The organism is Sorangium aterium (assembly GCF_028368935.1).
GTDB classification, from domain to species: domain Bacteria; phylum Myxococcota_A; class Polyangia; order Polyangiales; family Polyangiaceae; genus Sorangium; species Sorangium atrum.
Genome location: NZ_JAQNDK010000001.1, coordinates 485,856 through 503,663, shown reverse-complemented (window position 1 = coordinate 503,663; position 17,808 = coordinate 485,856). Strand labels below are relative to the sequence as shown.

Genomic DNA, 17,808 nt, shown 5'->3' with positions numbered 1-17,808 from the left:
CGCGCATCCGCTGTCTTAAGGGACGACATGGTCTTACTTCACGTTCGAGAAGGTGGAGAAAAAGGACGAGCGTCCCGAAAATGCCTTGACACCCAAGCCGATTACAGTGAATATCCATCCTGCTAGACTCGGCATCTTCGGCGCCAGGGTTCGTTTGAGGGTTCGGCATGAAATGACTAGCATCTGTTCTTGAGTGCACATGCAATGTCATTCAAAATCAACGAGGTAGAAGTATGAGTAGGCGCACGACGAGTTTGGCTGTTGCTTCCCTGGCTGCCGCGTCTTTCATCTCGCTCGCTTCGGCTTCCGCGAGCGCGAAGGGCCCCGAGGACTGGGCGGTCGAGTTCATCGACAACGCTGTCGTCAACGAGTGGGGCAATGACCCCGATTGCTTCGTGAACTGGGACGACCCTGACCAGTCGAAGGCGTGGACCGGCTCGACCAAGGCCGCGTGCTTCTTCACGTTGTCGCTGCAGAAGGCGATGGGGTACACCCAGCAGGACATCTATGCGATGTGGGGCAAGAACAGCCCGACGTCCGATTACTATTTCCAGCTCGTCAAGACGAGCCCGAAGGTCGGCGCGACCCCTTCCGGGTTCGAGACGTTCTTCCGCCGTGTCGAACGGGCGGTCGACATCCAGAAGGGCGATGTCTTCACCATCGGCGAGGTGCGCGGCGAAACGGGCATCACCTACGCCGGCCACACGATGATCATCACCGGCGCGCCGCAGGAGATCCTCCCGCAGATCAACCCCCGCTACTCGGGGACGAAGCAGTACGCCGTGCCGATCGCGGACTCGACCAGCTCGTCGCACGGGTGCTCCGAGGGCCAGTACAGGGACAGCCGGTGGAGCGGTCCGTGCACCGGTGGCTACATGGAGCCGGGCGCCGGGACGGGCTACGTGCGTGTGTACACCGACTCGCTCTCGGGCGTCCTGCTCGGCTACACGTGGAGCGTCACGTCGTCGCAGACGAGCTACTACTCGCCCTCCACGCGCCCCTACCGGATCGGCAGGCTGTTCAAGCTGCCGGATCCGATCCCGACCGATCCGCCCCCGCCCCCTCCCTGATCGGCGGCGACGCTTTTCATGACCACGGCGCGCTGAGCTCGTCAGCGCCTGACCAGCGAAGCCCTTACCCCGCAGGCCGGGGTAGGGGCTTGCCCCTTTCTGTCGGCCGGCGCGTCGAGGTGTCGGCCTCGTCCGTCGCATCGTTTGCGTCCGTTGCGTCTGTTGCGTCCGTTGATCCATCGCGGCGACCTCGGCTCAGGGGATCTCGACCTCGGCCCGCGCGAGCTCGACGATCTCGAGGCGTTCGAGCATCGCATCGGTGACCAGCGGGCCGGTCGGCCGCAGGCCGCGCCGCGCCTGCTCCCGCTCGTACGCGGCGAAGGCGCGGATCAGGAACGGGGGAAACGCCCGGAAGAGCAGCCTCGCCTCGGCCCGGAGCGGGCCGCGCCGCTGGCCGGTGCCGAGATCGTAGGTGTACCGGATCGGCACGCCGGGGGGCACGGAGCGCGTATCGATGATCGCGTCCGGCCCTTTCACGACGCCGCGGCTCGCGTCCAGCGCGCCGACCGGAAAATAGGTCTCGAGAAAGGCGTTCTGCCCCGACAGGTTCGAGCCGCAAGCGCCCGTGTCCAGGTCGTAATCGCCGTCCGCGAACCGATCGGCGTGGTGCAGCCCCTGGCCGGGCCCGGCCTGGCAGGTGCCGTCCGCGGCCACGATGCCGATGCATCGGACACAGCGCAGAAAGCCGTTCTGAAAGTTGATGAGCCCCAGCCCCCGGAACGAGGTGCCGCCGAGCCGTGGGGATGGGGTCCAGAGGGGGACATCAGGCCCGTCGCGCACGTCCGCGCCGAACAACCCGCCTGGAGTGCCCGCCGGCGCGAAGGGGCTGTTCGCGTCCGGATCGGTGGTCACCCGGGCGAACACCTTGTCTCTCAGATCCTCGCCGGCGCGGTCGATCCGGCCGACCTCGTAGACCACGCGCCCCTCTCCATCCCTCACCACGAGGTGAACCCAGAACTCGCGCTCCTGGCTGAAGCCGGCCGGCACCTTGTGCCCGGCGCCGGTGTTCTCGATCTCGACCGGGATCTCGACGCGATCCCCGGCCGCGCCGGCGCGGCGCGCGGCGCCGAGCTCGAAGCGGAACGTGTGGCGGAGCAAGAGATCGCGGCGGCGGCGCGCGCCCGCCGGAATGCCGTGTACGTCGAGGGACGGCTCATCGATCAGCGCGTCGGGGAACTCGTCCGACAGCGGTACATCCACGCCGGAGAAGTAATGGGTCGCGACGTCCGCCGGAGCGGTCGAGTGATCCGCGATCCGGCCCCGCGGGCGCGCGCCAGGCCTTCGCGGGGCGAAGCGCGTGCCGGGCGGGCACTCGGGATCTGCCGGCGACGCCTGCGCGGCGCCCGCCGCCGGGGCCGCCTCGCAGACGCCCGGGTAGGTGCTCATGTGGCAGTCCTGGCAGGTCGCTGCCGGGCGGCCCGCGCGCTCCTCGGACCTCGCCCAGTCCGACCACTCGGTATAGGCGTTGCGCAGCCGCTTGAAGTGCTCGCCCCGCGCCGCGGCGAGGCTGTCGCTGCCGAAGAGGCGCACGTCGTGGCACGCCCCGCAGAACTCGCTGGAGCGCAGGTACGCCCTCGCGCTCGCCGACGGTCGACCGTGCACCACGGGCTCGATGGCGCCCGCCGATCCCGTCGGCTGGAGCGCGGCGCGCGGGGCCGCGCCCTGACCCGAGGGGAGCAGCAGCTCCTCGGGGCGGAGGTCGTAGCCGCTGTTGGCGATCCCGAACAGGCCGCGGCCGTCCTCGGGGCGCGCAGCGAAGACGGCGCCCGTCACGAAGGACGTCCACGTCGGGTTGCCCTGGTACCCGGCGCGCCCGCGCGGGCCGACCGGGCCGTGCACCTGATGGCAGAAGCTGCAGGAGATCCCCTCCAGGCCACGCCGGGTGAGCAGGTCGCGCACGGGGAGGCGCGCGCGGGGATCGCCGCCGGCGCGGCCATCCCACGCGGGCATGGCGGCGTCGAGGTTCTCCGCCGGGCTGTGGCAGTTCACGCACCAGTGCTCGCCGCCCGAGCCGGTCACCGCGACGCCGCTCCGCCCGTCGCGGCAGGCGCGCGCGGGATCGGCCTTGCGCAGGATGCCCGCGCCGTTCGGGCAGTCGACGGTGCGGCCCACCTGCTCCTCGATGAGGCTCTCGAGCGCGTTGAAGAGCGGGCTCTTCACCGAGTGCGCCATCACCGAGCGGCGCCACTCCGCGGCCTGGCGGCCGTGGCACGCCGCGCAGTCCTCCGCCGCCGTCCGCGCCTGCGCGAGCGGCACGACCGGCGCGACGGCGATCGCGCGCGGCGCCGCTGGACCGGGCTCGCCCTGCGAGAGCGCCAGCGCGGCCGACGCGATCAGCGCGCCGGCGCCGAGGGGGGCGATCCGCCACAGCCGAGCCGCGGCGCCGGCTGGGCTGCGCGGCGGGTGGTGGTCGCCCGCGTCGCCCGCGTCGCCCGGGCGCGCGCGCTCGCGCGGCGCGGGGCCGGTCCTCGCCGGGGTGGCCGCGCCAGCGCGGCGGGAGGTCCGGCCGGCGTGCACGGGAAGCGCCGGCGGGCGCTCGTCGAGAAACCCGCTCAGCGCATCGGCGATCTCCTCGGCGCGCGGCGGCCGCTCCGACGGGTCCGGATGGAGCAGCCGCAGCACGTAGCCCTGCAGGCCCGCGGGGAGCGAGGTCGCGACGCCCTCGATGAACGGCGGCGGCTCCGCGCGAGCGGCCTCGCCGAGCGCGTGCCGCAGGCCAGCGCCAGCGAACGGGTGCTCTCCCGCGAGCAGGCGGTAGAGCACGAGCCCGAGCGCGTACCGGTTCGCGGCGCTGTCCCAGATCGCGCCGTCGGCCTGCGCGGGCGGCGTCCAGAGCGGCGGGATCTCCGAGGACACCCGCGCGCCCTCGCCGCGGGGCGCCGTGGCGGCGCCGCGGCTCGGCGACGCGCCGACGAGGGCGGCGACGAGCGCGCTCGCGGGCAGCGTGACGCGGCCTCCGTCGTCCACGAGGACCGCGTCGGGCGAGAGCGGACCGGGGAACAGGCTGGCCCGCTCGCACGCGGCGAGCGCGCGGGCGACCTGGATGGCGAGCCCGAGCGCCTCCTGGAAGGGAACGGGCCCGCGCCGCGCGCGCATCCAATCCGAGAAGGGCGCGCCCGCGAGCCGCCGCACGAGCCAGACGCGCGCGCCGTCCGGGCTCGCCGCGGCGGCGCGCTCGCCCTCGGCCGGCGAGGCGACGCCGCCGTCGATGAAGCCCCCGACGCCGGCGCTCCCGAGCGACAGGAGGCGCGCCGCGACGGCCTGGGGCTCGGGCCCTGCCGGAGCGGGAGCGTCCTGGTCCGCCCCGCCGAGCCGCCACAGCTCTTCGACTGCGCCTGCGCCGCAGCGCCATCGCGCGGCGCAGCCCACGGCCGGGAGGGGCGCGCCTTCCGTGTAGCCCGCTTGCTCCGGCGACGCCCGCCTCACCGCGCCCCCTCCGGGGAGGCCGGGGTCGCGGTGCTGGCGGGCGGCTCCGGCGCGCCGTTCGTCGAGCGCAGCGCGCAGGTCCCGAGGCCCGCGAGCGCCGACAGCGTCACGATGATCGCGATCGCGAGCCTGATCGGGACGTCGCGCGGCCTGTCGATCTGCTCGACGAGCGCGATCGTATCGGCGCGAGGCGCGTCCGCTCCGCCGGTGACGCGCGCGGCGATCGGTGAGCTCGCGCGGTCGTGGTCCTCGGCGCGGTGCGGCGAGCTCGCGCGGTCGCCGGCGCGATGCGTCGAGCTCGCGCGGTCGCGATCTCCGGTGCGATGCGGCGAGCTCGCGCGGTCGCGGTCGCCAGCGCGGTGCGGGGCGATCTCGCGGTCATGGTCGCCGGCGTGGTGCGGCGCGCTCGTGCGGACGCGATCTCCGGCGCGGTGCGGCGCGCTCACCGCGGTCTGGAACGGCTCCAGCCGATCCACGATGTCCTGAGCGAGGTACGGCCGATCCTCGGGCGCCTTCTCGAGCAGCTGGAAGAGCAGCTGCTCGACGCCGCGGGGCAGCCCGCTCCGCACCTCGTCGCTGAGCGGCGGCGGCTCTGCCGTGCACTGCAGGTTGAGCAGCTCCCGCGGCGAGGCCGACTGGAACGGCGGGCTGCCGGAGAGCGCCTCGTACAGGATGAGCCCGAGGCAGTAGAGATCCGAGCGGTGATCGATGGATCGCGCGTCGATCTGCTCCGGGCTCATGTACTGGAGGGTGCCGACGCTCTGCGTGTTGGTCTGGTTCATCGCCTCCACGACCTTGGCGATGCCGAAGTCCATCACCTTCACGCCGCCGTCCCGCTGCACCATGATGTTCTCGGGCTTGAGATCGCGGTGGATCACGGGCGGCTGCTGCCCGTGGGCCGCCGCGAGGGCGCTCGCCACGCTGGCGGTGATCCGCACAGCTTCCGGCCAGGGGAGGCGGCCGGCGGCGCCAAGGACGGACCGCAGCGTCTGGCCGTCCAGGTACTCGAGCACCATCACGAGCTCGCCGGAGGCCTCGATGCTGGCGAGGCTCCGGACGATGTTCGGGTGCTCGAGGTGGGCGAGGATCTGCATCTCGTTCAGGAAGAGCCGGCGCCCCTGCTCGCTCCGGGCGAGCTCGGGACGGAGCACCTTCAGCGCGACGCGCCGGCGCGACAGGCGCTCCTCGCCCTCGTAGACCTTGCCCATCCCGCCCTCGCCGACGAGGCGTCGAACGAGGTACTCGCCGATCTGATCCATGCGCGCCGTCTCCTCTCCCTGGCCGGGGCGTCTCTTCTACGTGCGAGCAAGGCCGAGGGCTTACACCTGAGCCTGGGCTCGGATCGCGCCGGGTCCCTCCTGCGAGCGCAACGTCCCCCGTTCGGGCGGCTCGTCGCCCGAGGAGAGGATCGCGGTTCCCGGCCGCGCGGGGTATCGAAATCCTGCGCCTCGACGGAGGGCACGGTGGTAGAACCGCCTCCATGCTCCGACGCCGGGTGTCGTTCGCTCGAGCGGCGATGATGGCGCTCGCGGTCTCGGCCTGCTCGAGGACCCCGGCGGAGCCGGAGCCGCCGCCGGCCGTCTCCAGCGCGCCCGCCGCCGCGCGGCTCGCGTGGGACGTTCCGGGGAGCTGGGCCGCGCTCGACGTGCCGCGCGACGGCTCGCGCAAGGCCCTCTACAAGGTGCCGAGGGCGGCGAACGACAAGGAGGACGCCGAGGTGCAGGTCCTCTCGTTCGGTCTGGGGAGCAAAGGAGACGTCGACGCGCGCTTCGACGAGTGGTTCGCGCAGTTCGATGGCGACGTCGGGGCGAAGGCCAAACGCGCGTCGTTCGAGGTGCGCGGCATGCCGGTCGAGCTGGTCGAGGTGGCCGGCACCTACAAGATCGCGCTCGGGCCGCAGTCCGGCGCCCGCAAGCGATCGCCCGTGGAGATGGTGAAGGACGACTACCGGCTCATCGGCGCGGCGGTGAGGGCGCCGGATGGCGGAAACTGGTTCTTCAGGATCGTCGGCCCCGACGAGACCGTGCAGTCGGCGCGGTCGGCGTTCCGGAGCATGATCGAGTCCGCGCGGTGAGCGATCGAGAGGCCCAGAGGCCGCGCGGCCGTGCGCGCTGCGAGCGCGGCGCGCTGCGCTCGCAGCGCGCGCCGAGCACATGATACGTTGCGCGCCATGGATGACCGAAAGCGAGAGGCGCGCACGCCGGCCGAGATCTTCCGTGTCGAGGCGGAGGCCGAGGCGGAGCAGAGCCGGCTCTGCGAGGAGAGCAAGCACCAGCTCGCCAACCGCTGCCCGGAGTGCGGCAGCCTCGGTAGCATGGAGCTGGTCGACGGGCTCATGCGCTGTATCGATTGCGACGAGGTGGTGGCCGCGACCCGCCAGCTGCCCGGCTTCGGCCGCCGCTGAATCCCTGTCGCGCCACCTCGCGACCTCCGCTGAAATCTCGATGAAATCTCGATAGATCCAGGTGAAAGTAGAAGTGGAAGTGGAAACCGACGCTCGAGCCTCTGCCGGAACGAATCCGCCGGGCGTGGCGCTTTCCAGGTGATTTTCAGTCGAGTCCGTGACTATTCTGCGAATATTGGCGTTCTCGCGCCCGGTTCGGTTTTCGCCCCAGACGCGGTGCACGGAAGTCCACGCAGGTCAGCCGGCCGGGGCGTGAACAGCAGGACTGAAGTCTTGAAGGAGTTGGAGATGAAGCGGATCGCAGCGGAGAGCTCGGACCACTCGTCGCGGGAGACAAGCCAGGGATCCCGGGCGAAGACGGCACGAGGCGCGAGCGGGGGCCTGCTCATCCTGATGATCGAAGACAGCGCGATCACCAGCTTCGGTACGACGCCAGAGGGCGAGTCGACCAACGGTCCGCGTCGGTCCCGTCCGAAGCACTGACCCGGAGCGCCGCGAGGCCCCTCGCGGACGTGGGCTCCCACCGGAGCGTTGGCACGCCGCGACGCGGTGCTGCCATACATCAGGAATTCCCTGATGAAATCTCGGAACCTCGAGATGGCTGCGCCCCGGACCCCACGTTCAGCGTGCGGCGACGATCCCTCGTGAGTCCGGCGCGGGCCGCGGGGCCGCTGGCCGTCGGGTTGCCGTTTTTTCGCCCCCTCTGCTGAATCGTGGCACCTCGTCGGTGTGGACACCCGGGGAACGACACGGAAAACCATGGTCCTGGCGCTCGCCGCCGCCGCTCTCGGCGGGGCGGGGCTCGGTTGCAGCGATCCGAGCGAGGCGATCGCGCGGATCTCCCGGGAAGAGCTTCCCGCGCTGAACCGCCTGGCAGAGGCGAGGCCGGGCGGCAGGGCCGAGGGGCAGGCGAGCGCGGCCGCGGCGGGAGAGGCGCGACCGGACGCGGCCCAGGCCGCCGCGAGCGGCGCTGCCGCGGAGGAGCGCCGCAGCGACGCGGCGGACGCGTCGCCCGCCCGCGGCCCGGCACGGGAGCGTCGCCGCAGGTCGGGGTCGGCTCAGGAGGGGCGCACGGCCGCCGGCGCGGCGCAGGGCGGCGTGGGAGAGGGCGCCGCTCGAGCGCCCGAGCTCCAGGTGATGCGGCTCGTCGTCTCGAAGGGCATCGCCGGCCGCGAGCCGCTCGAGCCGGCGACCTCGTTCGCGAGCGCGGAGATCGACCGCCTCTACGCCTTCGTCGAGCTCTCGAACAAGGACCAGGCCACCTCGGAGATCAGCGTCACCTTCACGCCGCCCGATGGCAGCGCGCCCCTGCGCATCCCCCTCGCGGTCGGCGCGCAACGGCGCTTCCGTACGTGGGCTGCCACGCGGAAGGCGCGCTCGGCGGGGCTCTGGGCGGTGACGGTCAGCGACGCGGCGGGCAAGGAGCTCGCGCGCGCCTCGTTCACGATCACGAAGTAGGAGGCGCCCGTGGCTCGCATGTTGTGCTCGCGCTCTTCTGCTCTCCAGGGCGCTCGCCGCGCCGTCGTCATCGCCCTCGTGCTCGCTGCGGGCGGCTGCGTCTCCCGGGCCGCGCCGGCGCCAGAGCTGGTCGGGACGCCACGCCCGCCTGTGACCGCCCCCGCCCTCGGCGCGCAGGTGGGGTTCGGCTTCTGGGTGCCCGACGGCCCCGCCGCCAGGGTGCTCTCGCTGCACGTCCAGGAGAACGACGAGGTCGAGCCCCCCGACGCCGAAGCTTCCGACGCCGAGGCCTCCGACGCCGAGCCGCCCGCGCGGGCTCCGGCGCCCGGCGCGGCGCCGGCGGAGGCCGACGAGGAGCGCCGCTACGTGCTCCTGCCTGGCGTCGAGCTCGCGCCCGCCGTGGAGCAGAAGGTCGAGAAGATCGCGTCCGCCTACTTCCGGCGAACCGGAAAAGAGCTCGTGGTCACGAGCGGCACGCGGGATCCCGCGCGACAGGCCGAGGCGATGCACGAGCTCTTCCGGCACGGCGCCGACGTCCTCGGCCTCTACAAGGACAAGACGGCGGTGCGCGAGATCAAGAGCGCCTACGACGAGCAGCGCTCGGCCGAGCACCCGCCGGAGGCCATGATCGCCGCCCTCGAGCGGGTGATCCGCGCCCAGATCGATCGCGGCGTGTTCATCTCCGCGCACCTCCGGGAGGGCGCCGTCGACATCCGGAACCGGGACATGACGCCCGCGGAGAAGCGCGCCTTCCTCGAGGGGGTCGACGAGGTCGGGGGCGTGTTCGCGCTCGAGGAGTCGCGGCCGCCGCATTACCACCTGCAGATCGATTGAGCCCAGGAGGGCCCAGCGGCCCGCGCGGGGAGGCCGCCTGGCTGGCGGCTGCGCGTCACTCGTCGTTGAAGCGGACGATCTGTCCCGAAACGGAGTTCGTCCAGTAAACGCCCGTCCCGTCCGCGGCGATGCCCTTCGGCCCCTCCTGACCCGTCGCGATCTCCTCCTGAGCGCCGGCCGTGTCCTTGCGGAACCGGTAGACCGTCCCCGTCGCCTCGACGGTGACGTAGAGGTAGTCCCCATGGGCGGCGAGCCCCGTGGGCGGGCTCGACAGCCCCTCGAGGAGGGGCACCGGGTCCTCGCCAGGCGGCTGGCTCCGCGGGTACCGCCATACGCTGTTCCCGGCGACCCAGTAGAGGTTGGTGTCGTCGATGACGATCAGACCCAGATCCACGAGACCTTCGAGGACGGCCTTCTCCTTTTCGTCGTTGCCCACGTCGTCGACGAAGATCGTCCCCGATGCCTTGTCCGTGAAATAGACGATGTTCCCGTCCGTCGCGACGCCGATGGGGGCCCCGTTCGGCTCGGAGACCCCGGTGGGGTAACTGCCCTCGTCGCTCTCGTCCTTGTCGGCCCACGTGACGCGGTGGCCCGAGGTCCGCGCTCCGTAGACCCGGGAGCTGCCGATCACGAGGGTGCTTATCTTGCCGCAACCTTGCCAGAGGGTTGTCTCGGCGGTCACGGGAGCTGCGGGGAACCTGGCGTCCTTCGGCAGCCTCAGCAGCTTGTCACGTGTGCTCCCCGTGCCCATGCAGTTCTCGTTGGCATATCGGGTGTCGGTGCTCGACCAGTAGATGTGCGCCGCGTCCACCGCGATGGCCTCGGGCGCCTCGCTGGAAGGCTCGAGCAGATCGACGACCTCCCAGTCATCCTTGATCTGCCTCCGGAGCGCGCCGCCCGTGGAGCTCTCCTGCGTCCCGTCGCTCCGCCCGTTGGTCCAGTAGATCGCCTCCTCGTCGAGCGCGATGGCGCGAGGCTCTGCCTGGTTCTGGGCGATCACGAGCAGCGGGATCACCTGGCGATCTTCGAGCCCCGCGATCTCCGCGCAGCCGTTGAGGCACGGCGCGAGCGCGGCAAGCGCCAGCGTCACGGCAGAGCACTTCGAGCTTCGCATCACCAATGGCCTCCGAGCACCACGCGCCCCCCGTCCGAAGCGACGCTGGGCGCGACCCACACGCGCTCGACCGCGGCAGCCCGCTCCTGTGAACGAGGGGACATCAGGACCATCGCGACGCCCGCCCCGAGGCACACCAGCCCCGCGCCGATCGCGATGTTCGAGACCATCGCCTTCGTCTGGGCGCTCTCGTTCGCCTCGACGTCCGCGCGGCTGCAGCGGAAGCTGCCGCTGCACCCCTCCTCGACATCACCCGCTTTCTGTATCGTCAGCACCCCGAACACCGCCCCCACGCCCAGCCCGGCGATGCCGACGCCGCCAGCGACGAAGCCGAGCGCGCGCATCGGGTTGCCTGTCGCCTCGGGCCTCGCGGCCTCCGGACGGGCGGGCGGCGGGCGCGGCGGGGCAGGGGGAGCCGCCTTCGCCGCCTGAACGGCGACGTCCGCGAGCGGCGGGATGGTCACCCGCGTCGTGCTGGGCCCGGGGTCGAGCGTCACCCGCTGCGACCAGGGCTGCTTGCCCGGCGCCTTGGCCTCGATCGTCGCCGTGCCCGGATCCACGGGGATGCCCGAGCCCGCGGCCGCGGCGGCGCTCAGCTCCTTGCCGTTCAGCGTGATTGTCATCGCAGGAGCCGTCTGCGTCGCCTGCGCCGCGTCGAGGACGAGGCGCGTCAGCCTGGCTTCCAGCTCGGACGCGCGCTTGGCCGCGAACTGGGCGCGATCCTGCTGCCCGGCGCTCGCCGCGAGCGAGGACGCCTCCGTGAACTCGGCCCATGCGCTGGCCGTCTTGCCCTCTTTCTCGTGGCAAACCGCCAGATTCAGCAGCGTCCCGACCGTTGGATCCACGCGCTGGCTCTCCGCGAGCTTCGGACAGGCCTCCTGGAGCTTGCCCTCGTCCATGAGCCTCTTGCCGTCCTGGAACAGCCCCTCGGCGAGCGCCTTGTCCGCCGCGGTCGGCTGCGCCAGGAGCGGTGAGGTCAGGCTGGTCCCACAGAGCAGCGCGAGCCATGCGCCCGCGTGTCGCGCTCGTAACGATCTCAATGGCGGCTCCTCAGCATCTCGTCCTCGCTGATCGACCTCGGCTGTCTCGGCGGGTGGCCCGGCTTGAGCGGCGCTCCGGAGGCGGTCGCCTTCGGGCGCGCGTCGGCCGCAGCGCTGCCCGTGGGAGCCGCGCTCGGCGCAGACGCCGGCGGCGCCGCCGAGCTCGACGCCTCGGTCGTTGCGCTGGCGGTCGCGGCTGGAGCGCTCGGCGCTGCGGCGGGCGGCTCGGGCCCGAGCGCGTCGGCCGCGGCGCGCTCGGGCTGGCGTGACGCGGCGGCGCTCGGCGCCTGCGACGCCACGTGCACGCTCGCGACGAGCCACATGCCCGCCCCGGCCGCGCTGGCCACCAGCGCGGCCACGCCGGCGGCGACGAGGAGCCTGCGCCGCGAGCGGCGCCGGTTGCTCGTGTGCGACCATGACGCGCCGGACAGCCTGTCGCTGTCCTCGGCCGCCCGCGAGTTGAGCAACGTCTGTCCGGCCGGCGACGCCGCGCCGATCGCGCTCTGGATGCGCGAGGTCGAGAGCTTCGCGAAGCTCGACCCGAGCGGCTCGAGGGCCTGCGCGAGCTTGCCGACGTTGGCGTACCGCTCGCTCACGTCGCGCTCCAGGCAGCGCGAGACGATGCGCTCCAGCGTGGCGGGCGCGTCGCTGCGCTTGTCGCGCAGCCGCGGCACCGGCTGGTGCAGGATGTTCGCCATCACCGCGGCGACGGTCTCGCCCTGGAATGGCGGCTCGCCCGTCACCAGCGTGTAGAGCAGCACACCGAACGACCAGACGTCGGCGCGCCCGTCGACCGTCCTCGGCGCCATCATCTGCTCGGGCGACATGTACCCGGGCGAGCCCATCACCTGCTTCGTCGACGTGAGCCCCGGTTCCGCCGGCGAGTCGAGGCCTTGCCCCTTCGAGATGCCGAAATCGAGGACCTTGATGTGCCGTGTGCCGTCCGTGTGCTCGGCGAGGAACAGATTCGAAGGCTTGATGTCCCGGTGGACGACGCCGGCCGCGTGCGCCTCGGCCACGGCCTCGAGGGCCTGCAGTACGTAGTCGACAGCGTCCTGGATGGGCAGCGGACCGTGGGTATCGATGACCTGCTGGAGATCGAGCCCGGTCAGGAACTCCATCACCATGAAGGGCACGCCGGTCTCGGTGGTGCCGACGTCGAACACGCGCGCGACGTGCTCGCCCGACAGGCGCGCCGCCGTCCTCGCCTCCCGCAGGAAGCGCGTAACGGCCTCCTGGTTCGCGAGGGCGTCCTGGCGCAGGATCTTGATGGCGACCTTCTGGTCGAGATCCTCGTTGCGCGCCGCCAGTACGACGCCCATACCGCCGATGGCCACGACCCGCTCGACGCGGTACTTGGCTGCGATGAGCTCTCCCGGCTGGGCCAGCGGTGCGAGGAGCTGCGCGGTGCGGTCGGGGGTCACGGCTGGCGCTCAAGCCTACATGAACGGACTCGGTTTTCCGAGCGCTGCGCGAGGCCCAGCGCCCTTTGTCGCGCGCCCGCTGGTTTTGGAGCGCCGCGCGCTGCCCGCTCGGGCCCCGGGCGCGCTCCGGACGCCACGCACGCCACCGCGCCGCCACTCTCCTGCGGTTCGCCCGTCAACCGCGCGGCCCGTCAACCACGCAGCCCATCAACCGCGCGGCCCATCAACCCTGCGGCCCATCAACCACGCGGGAACAGACCGTGCCTGCCCGCCGTCCGGAGCTCGTCCAGCCCGGCCTCCATGCGCGCGACGATCTGCGCGAATGCGCGCTCGACCTCGTCCGGGTCGCTCGCGGCCTCTCTCGGGAGCCCGAGGTGCAGCGGGCGGAGCACCCGCGTGTGGATCTTCACCGGCAGGGGCACATGGGGGATCGGGATGCCGACGATGAGCCCCCACGGCAGGGCGAGGCCGAGCGGCGCCACGTTCGAGCGCGCGAGCTCGGGGAGGCGGAGCCACCTGGCCAGTCTGCTCCCGTCCGTGGCGATGTAGAGGGATTGGTGCGCGCCCGCGCTCACGATCGGCACGATCGGCACGCCCTCGCGGATGGCGAGCCGGACGAAGCCGCGGCGCCGGCCGAAGCGGATCGTGTACTGCGCCGAGGTCGGCTTGCACGCGTCGAGATCGCCGCCGGGGAAGACCAGCACCGCCGCGCCCCGGGCGAGCGCTCGCCGCCCGTTCTCCGGGCTCGCCGCGATGGCGCCGCAGGCGTTGAGCCAGGCGCCGGCCTTCGGGACGTTGAACGGGAGATCGTGCATCAGCCCGTAGGACAGCCGCGATGGCCCATAAAGGCGCCAGAACGCCGTCATGTGGCAGTACATATCGGGCATTCCCGTCATCGCGTTGTGGTTGCTCACGGCGAGGAAGGGGCCGTCGGGCAGCTGCTCTTCGAGCTCGGTCTCGCAGCGGAAGTAGTCGTCGTAGAGGAAGCCGAGCAGCGGGAGCACCCGGGCGATGAACGCCGGATCGCGCGCGTCGAGATCGTCCGGGCGGGCGCGCCCGCGGCCCTTGAGCGCGAACGCCGCGATCGCGTCCTTCACGAGGTCAAGGCTGGGGCGAGGCTCTCTCGGTAAGGTCAGCACCGTTCAGGGTGCCCTAGCGTGCGGCCGGACCGAGGGGAAGCGGTTCGTTCAGGTTGCCTGTCGCGAGGCCACGGCGCGGGATCGCGTCGGTCACCGGCGGCGCTGCGCCTGCGCTCGCGCCGAACGTCCGCTGCGCGCCGCGCCGTCGGGCCGCTCCTGTGCGGGCCCGAGCGTCGCCGCCGGGTCGCTCACTCGACGTCGCGGCAGCACCGGAAGCCGGTCTCGTAGAAGCGAAACCCGTCCCCGTGCGCCGGGTTCGTGGAGCCGCACCGCGGCTTCGCGCCGCCGAAGCAGCCGGACCAGTAACAGCCCTTGAGGACGTGAGGATACTCGTTGACGTGGTATTGGGTGCGCACCACCCACTCCTCGACGCTCCCCGTCATGTCGTGGACGCCGAACGCGCTCGCGCACCCGGGTCGCGAGCCCTCGGCTCGGCCTGGTACAGCGCCTGGACCTCGGCCAGCGCTCCATCCGAAGGCCAGGAGCTGAGCGCGCCCTCGTCGGGCGCTCTCCACGTCTTGTTGTCGTTGCAGCGCTCCGCTTCGTGGGTGTTCCCGTAGGGATAGACGAACGCCTCGGGGCCCTGGCACGCCGTGTCCCACTCGTCCTCGGTGCAGAGGCGCTTTCCGCGCTCCTCGCACCAGGCGTGCGCCGAGACGGCGCTCTCCATGACGAGCGGCAGGGCGCCTTCCACGTTCGGCGCCTCGAAGCGATCGATGCAGTATCCCTCGACCTCCGCCATGTCGGGCGGGCAGGGCGCCGGTGGCGTCGAGTCGAGGGGGAAGTCCTGCTCGTCGGTTCCGCCGCTGCCTCCCCCGCCGCCTTCTCCGGGGCCCCCGCCGTCGCCTGCGCCGCTGCCTCCGCCCGATGTCACGGAGGGTGACGAGGATGCCACGGAGGCCGACGACGACGACGACGCTGCCGCCGCGCCCCCGCCGCCCGGGGCGTCGTCCATGCCGGCGCCGAGACCGCCGTTGCAGGCAGCGCTGAAGAGCGCCACGAGCCCTAGGAGCGAGGTGAGCCGAGCGGCGAGGGGGAGAGCTCCAGAGCGCATTGCGGGCTCCTCATCGAACAACGTGTCAGAGCGGCGGTCGCGCGTCGAGCGCGCGCCGCGCCTCCCGTGCTCCGCGCCCTGGTTCATCGCATCGGATCGTCCTCGACACAGACATTCGCCCTCCGCCTTCCTCCCTCATCGATCCTCGCGGCTCTCGGACGGAGTGCTCCCGCAGGGGACGGCAAGGCGCGACAGCGGTGCTTGGAAGCGAAAGCGCCGGGAAAAGCAGTTCGACCGTCGAGCCGCGACGGGGGTACCTTGAATGCCAGGAAGAGAAAATTCCAGGGCTATCCGCTTCGTTGGCGCCCTACCGTCCTTTCCTCCCGGGATTCGGGTTCTGGGTTCCGGGTCGCGGGACCCGGCGCGGCGGAGCGACCCGCTAGAAGCGGAGCTTACAACGGAGGATCGCGCTCGGCGTGACACGCGCGGCGGTCAGCCGGCTCGCGCGCGCGTCGACGTGGACCTGGACCGCCACCGAGCCTGCGAGCGCGCGGCTCACCAGGTCGCGCGCGAGCAGCCCCACGGCGCCGGTCAGGTGCGACATCGCAGCAGAGCCGGCCAGGAGCGAGCATGGGATGGATCCAGATAGATCCATCGCGATCGCGGCGTCCGCGCCGCTGCGCTCGACGGTGCCCGTTCCTTTGAGCTTCAGCGCGCCGGCGGCGACCTCCACGCCGCTCAGCGCGACGCGCTGGCGGTCCGCCGAGATGCTCGCGTCCGCCTTGACGGTCGTGGTGTTGCCGAAGAGGAGCCCGTCGAGCTCCCTGGGGTGGGGCAGGGTGAAGCCCTTCACCGTGAGCGCGATCGGCCCTTCGAGCGGCGCCTCGGACAGGGCGGTCCGGTCCGCCCCATCCGCGAGCCGCAGCTCGAGCGTTCCGGCGACGACCATCGTCGAGGCGCCGACGTCGACGCCGAGGAGCGCGCCCACGGCGGAGAGCGGCGTCGGCGCGAGCTCGATCGCGGCGCTCGGCGAGGGGCGTGGGCGGAGCTCGGCCCTGAGCGGCGCGGAGACGAGGTCCTCGCCGCCGAAGCCGAGGGCGATCGAGGCTGCGCCGAGGGACCAGGCGATGTCGGTGCGCGCGATCTCCTTGCCGGCGACGAGCACGCGGGCCTGCTTCAGGACGCCGATCTCCGGCCGCGGCGCGCCGGGCGGCGCGGCGGCGCCCTCGACCGGGGCGGCCGCGCGCCGCTCGAGGGCGCCGTCGGCCAGCACGAGCACCTCCGGTCCGCCGTCGCGATCCCGGAGACCCAGGCGGAGGCGGCCCGTGGTGAGCGGCAGCGCCGCCGCGCGCGGGCCGTACTGCGCGACCCACGCCGGCAGATCCTCCAGGGCGTCGGTCCCCACGAGGGTGAGCTCGACGCCTTCCGTCGCGATCCGCGCGGGCGAGAGCCCGCGCAGCTCGATGGTGGCGCGCGCGACCGTGCCCGAGACCCCGCGCACCCCGAGGAGCGAGAAGCGGCCGTCGCGCAGGCGGATCGAGCGGAGATCGACGTCGATCACGCCAGGATCGAGCGCGACGCCGCGCGCGCGGGCCTCGGCGATGATGCGCCGGCGGAGCGCGGGCGGACCGAGCACGAGGATCGCGGCGACGGCGGCCCCGATGAGGGCGACGACCACGAGCGCCGCGATCAGGGCGCGGAGGCGCCGCCTGCCGCGCGCGCCGTGTGGCGCGCCGCCGCTCTCCCCAGGGGCGCGCGGCGCAGCGTTCTCGTCAGGGACGCGCGGCGCACCGCTCTCGCCAGAGGCACGCGGCGCGGCGAGCGGCACCTCCGCGTCGGTGTCGGGGGAAGAGGCAGAGGAGGGGCGGGGGGAGGGCGCCACGAAGTGGGATCCCTGTAGCGTCGTTCGCGCGCCGTCGCGAGCGCTTCGCGCCGCTCAGCGCGCTTGCAGCCGAGCCCTCGCCTGCGCTACGGGTCACGGAGCCGCCTGTAGTCCGGTCCCCGGAGCCCGGTATGAAGATCACCATCATCGCGAGCGGGAGCGGAGGCAACGCCACGCTGTTCGCTTCCCGTGGCACGCGGGTCCTCGTGGACGCGGGCGTCGGGCCGCGGGTGCTCGAGCAGTGCCTCTCGGCGGCGGCCGCGGGCGGCGCGGACGGCAGGCTGCTGCCCGACGCGATCGTCATCACACACGCGCACGCCGACCATGTGGGCGTGGCCGCCAGGTACAACAAGAAGCACAAGATCCCGATCTACGCCTCGGAGGCGACCGCGCGCGCGGCGGAGCTCGGCGATCCAGAGCGCGTCCGGGGCTTCTCGTCGCGCGAGCCGTTCGCTGTCGGCGCGCTCACCTTCTCGCCGAAGCCGCTGCCGCACGACGCGGCGCAGGTCGCGCTCGTCGTCGACGACGGCGCGCGGCGGGCCGCGCTCGTGACGGATCTCGGCGAGGTCCCTCCGGGGCTCCTGGAGCACGTCGCCGGCTGCGATGTGGTGATGCTCGAGTCGAACTACGACCCCGGGTTGCTCGAGGCCGGCCCGTACCCACAGCACCTCAAGCGCAGGATCCGCTCGGCGCGGGGCCACCTGTCGAACGCGCAGGCGTGCGAGCTGCTGGCGGCGCTGCCCGGCGGCACCCACACGGTCGCGCTGATGCACCTTTCGGAGGTCAACAACCGCCCGGACCTCGCGCTCGACGCCGCCCGTGACGCGCTCGTCGGCCGGCGCGCGCGCCTCGTCGCCGCGCCGCCTCGGGGGCCGCTCGTCCTCGACGCGGCGGCGCCGCCGCCGGCCCCTCCGCCCGGCGCGGCGCGCTCGTCGCTCGGGCCGCCGGCTGCCCCGCGCCAGCTCGGTCTGTTCACGGGGATCTAGGAGCGAGCGCCGGCCGAGGAGCCGCCGCTCGGGCGAG

Annotated in this window: 16 protein-coding genes; 7 read left to right on the top strand and 9 right to left on the bottom strand. The window is 72.7% G+C overall.

Annotation, left to right across the window (positions count from 1 at the left end):
* Positions 1-254 precede the first annotated feature (254 nt).
* The gene (locus POL72_RS01675) at positions 255-1,070 is read left to right on the top strand and encodes a hypothetical protein (RefSeq protein ID WP_272093194.1); all 816 of its coding nucleotides are present in this window, start codon (positions 255-257) and stop codon (positions 1,068-1,070) included.
* A gap of 195 nt (positions 1,071-1,265) precedes the next feature.
* Here the strand turns inward: POL72_RS01675 and POL72_RS01670 are convergent, their stop codons facing one another.
* Positions 1,266-4,496, bottom strand: a complete 3,231-nt coding sequence (locus POL72_RS01670) for a serine/threonine protein kinase (protein ID WP_272093192.1) — start codon at positions 4,494-4,496, stop codon at positions 1,266-1,268.
* On the bottom strand, positions 4,493-5,755 hold the full coding sequence (locus POL72_RS01665) for a serine/threonine protein kinase (protein WP_272093191.1): 1,263 nt from the start codon (positions 5,753-5,755) through the stop codon (positions 4,493-4,495). The genes POL72_RS01670 and POL72_RS01665 overlap by 4 nt, the downstream gene beginning before the upstream one ends.
* Before the next feature lie 221 nt (positions 5,756-5,976).
* Between POL72_RS01665 and POL72_RS01660 the strand changes: the two genes are divergently transcribed.
* The 5 genes from POL72_RS01660 (at position 5,977) to POL72_RS01640 (ending at position 9,192) form a co-directional block, all read left to right on the top strand.
* Positions 5,977-6,570 (top strand): hypothetical protein, encoded by a 594-nt coding sequence (locus tag POL72_RS01660; protein ID WP_272093190.1) that lies wholly within the window; start codon positions 5,977-5,979, stop codon positions 6,568-6,570.
* 96 nt (positions 6,571-6,666) lie between these two features.
* A complete protein-coding gene (locus POL72_RS01655) occupies positions 6,667-6,900 on the top strand; it encodes a hypothetical protein (RefSeq protein WP_012236968.1) in 234 nt (77 codons plus the stop codon).
* 288 nt (positions 6,901-7,188) lie between these two features.
* Complete coding sequence (locus POL72_RS01650; RefSeq protein ID WP_272093189.1) at positions 7,189-7,383, top strand: hypothetical protein; 195 nt, start codon at positions 7,189-7,191, stop codon at positions 7,381-7,383.
* Between the two features lie 276 nt (positions 7,384-7,659).
* A complete protein-coding gene (locus POL72_RS01645) occupies positions 7,660-8,358 on the top strand; it encodes a DUF2914 domain-containing protein (protein ID WP_272093187.1) in 699 nt (232 codons plus the stop codon).
* Between the two features lie 18 nt (positions 8,359-8,376).
* On the top strand, positions 8,377-9,192 hold the full coding sequence (locus POL72_RS01640) for a hypothetical protein (RefSeq protein WP_272095898.1): 816 nt from the start codon (positions 8,377-8,379) through the stop codon (positions 9,190-9,192).
* A 55-nt stretch (positions 9,193-9,247) separates the two neighbouring features.
* Here POL72_RS01640 and POL72_RS01635 read toward each other — a convergent pair whose 3' ends face one another.
* The 7 genes from POL72_RS01635 to POL72_RS01605 all read right to left on the bottom strand — a co-directional run bounded on the left by POL72_RS01635 (position 9,248) and on the right by POL72_RS01605 (position 16,785).
* Positions 9,248-10,282: a YncE family protein gene (locus POL72_RS01635; RefSeq protein WP_272093186.1), complete on the bottom strand. Its 1,035-nt coding sequence runs from the start codon at positions 10,280-10,282 to the stop codon at positions 9,248-9,250.
* Between the two features lie 23 nt (positions 10,283-10,305).
* Positions 10,306-11,346: a hypothetical protein gene (locus tag POL72_RS01630; RefSeq protein ID WP_272093184.1), complete on the bottom strand. Its 1,041-nt coding sequence runs from the start codon at positions 11,344-11,346 to the stop codon at positions 10,306-10,308.
* Positions 11,343-12,770, bottom strand: coding sequence for a serine/threonine-protein kinase (locus POL72_RS01625; protein WP_272093183.1), 1,428 nt, complete (start codon positions 12,768-12,770; stop codon positions 11,343-11,345). The genes POL72_RS01630 and POL72_RS01625 overlap by 4 nt, the downstream gene beginning before the upstream one ends.
* A 239-nt stretch (positions 12,771-13,009) precedes the next feature.
* Positions 13,010-13,867: a 1-acyl-sn-glycerol-3-phosphate acyltransferase gene (locus tag POL72_RS01620; RefSeq protein WP_272093181.1), complete on the bottom strand. Its 858-nt coding sequence runs from the start codon at positions 13,865-13,867 to the stop codon at positions 13,010-13,012.
* Between the two features lie 230 nt (positions 13,868-14,097).
* Positions 14,098-14,292: a hypothetical protein gene (locus POL72_RS01615; protein WP_272093180.1), complete on the bottom strand. Its 195-nt coding sequence runs from the start codon at positions 14,290-14,292 to the stop codon at positions 14,098-14,100.
* On the bottom strand, positions 14,289-14,963 hold the full coding sequence (locus POL72_RS01610) for an SUMF1/EgtB/PvdO family nonheme iron enzyme (protein WP_272093179.1): 675 nt from the start codon (positions 14,961-14,963) through the stop codon (positions 14,289-14,291). Before POL72_RS01610 ends, POL72_RS01615 begins: the two co-directional genes overlap by 4 nt.
* 379 nt (positions 14,964-15,342) lie before the next feature.
* Positions 15,343-16,785 (bottom strand): hypothetical protein, encoded by a 1,443-nt coding sequence (locus tag POL72_RS01605; protein WP_272093177.1) that lies wholly within the window; start codon positions 16,783-16,785, stop codon positions 15,343-15,345.
* Between the two features lie 131 nt (positions 16,786-16,916).
* On the opposite strand from POL72_RS01605, the gene POL72_RS01600 reads away from it, so the two are divergent.
* On the top strand, positions 16,917-17,771 hold the full coding sequence (locus POL72_RS01600; RefSeq protein ID WP_272093176.1) for an MBL fold metallo-hydrolase: 855 nt from the start codon (positions 16,917-16,919) through the stop codon (positions 17,769-17,771).
* Positions 17,772-17,808: the final 37 nt, after the last annotated feature.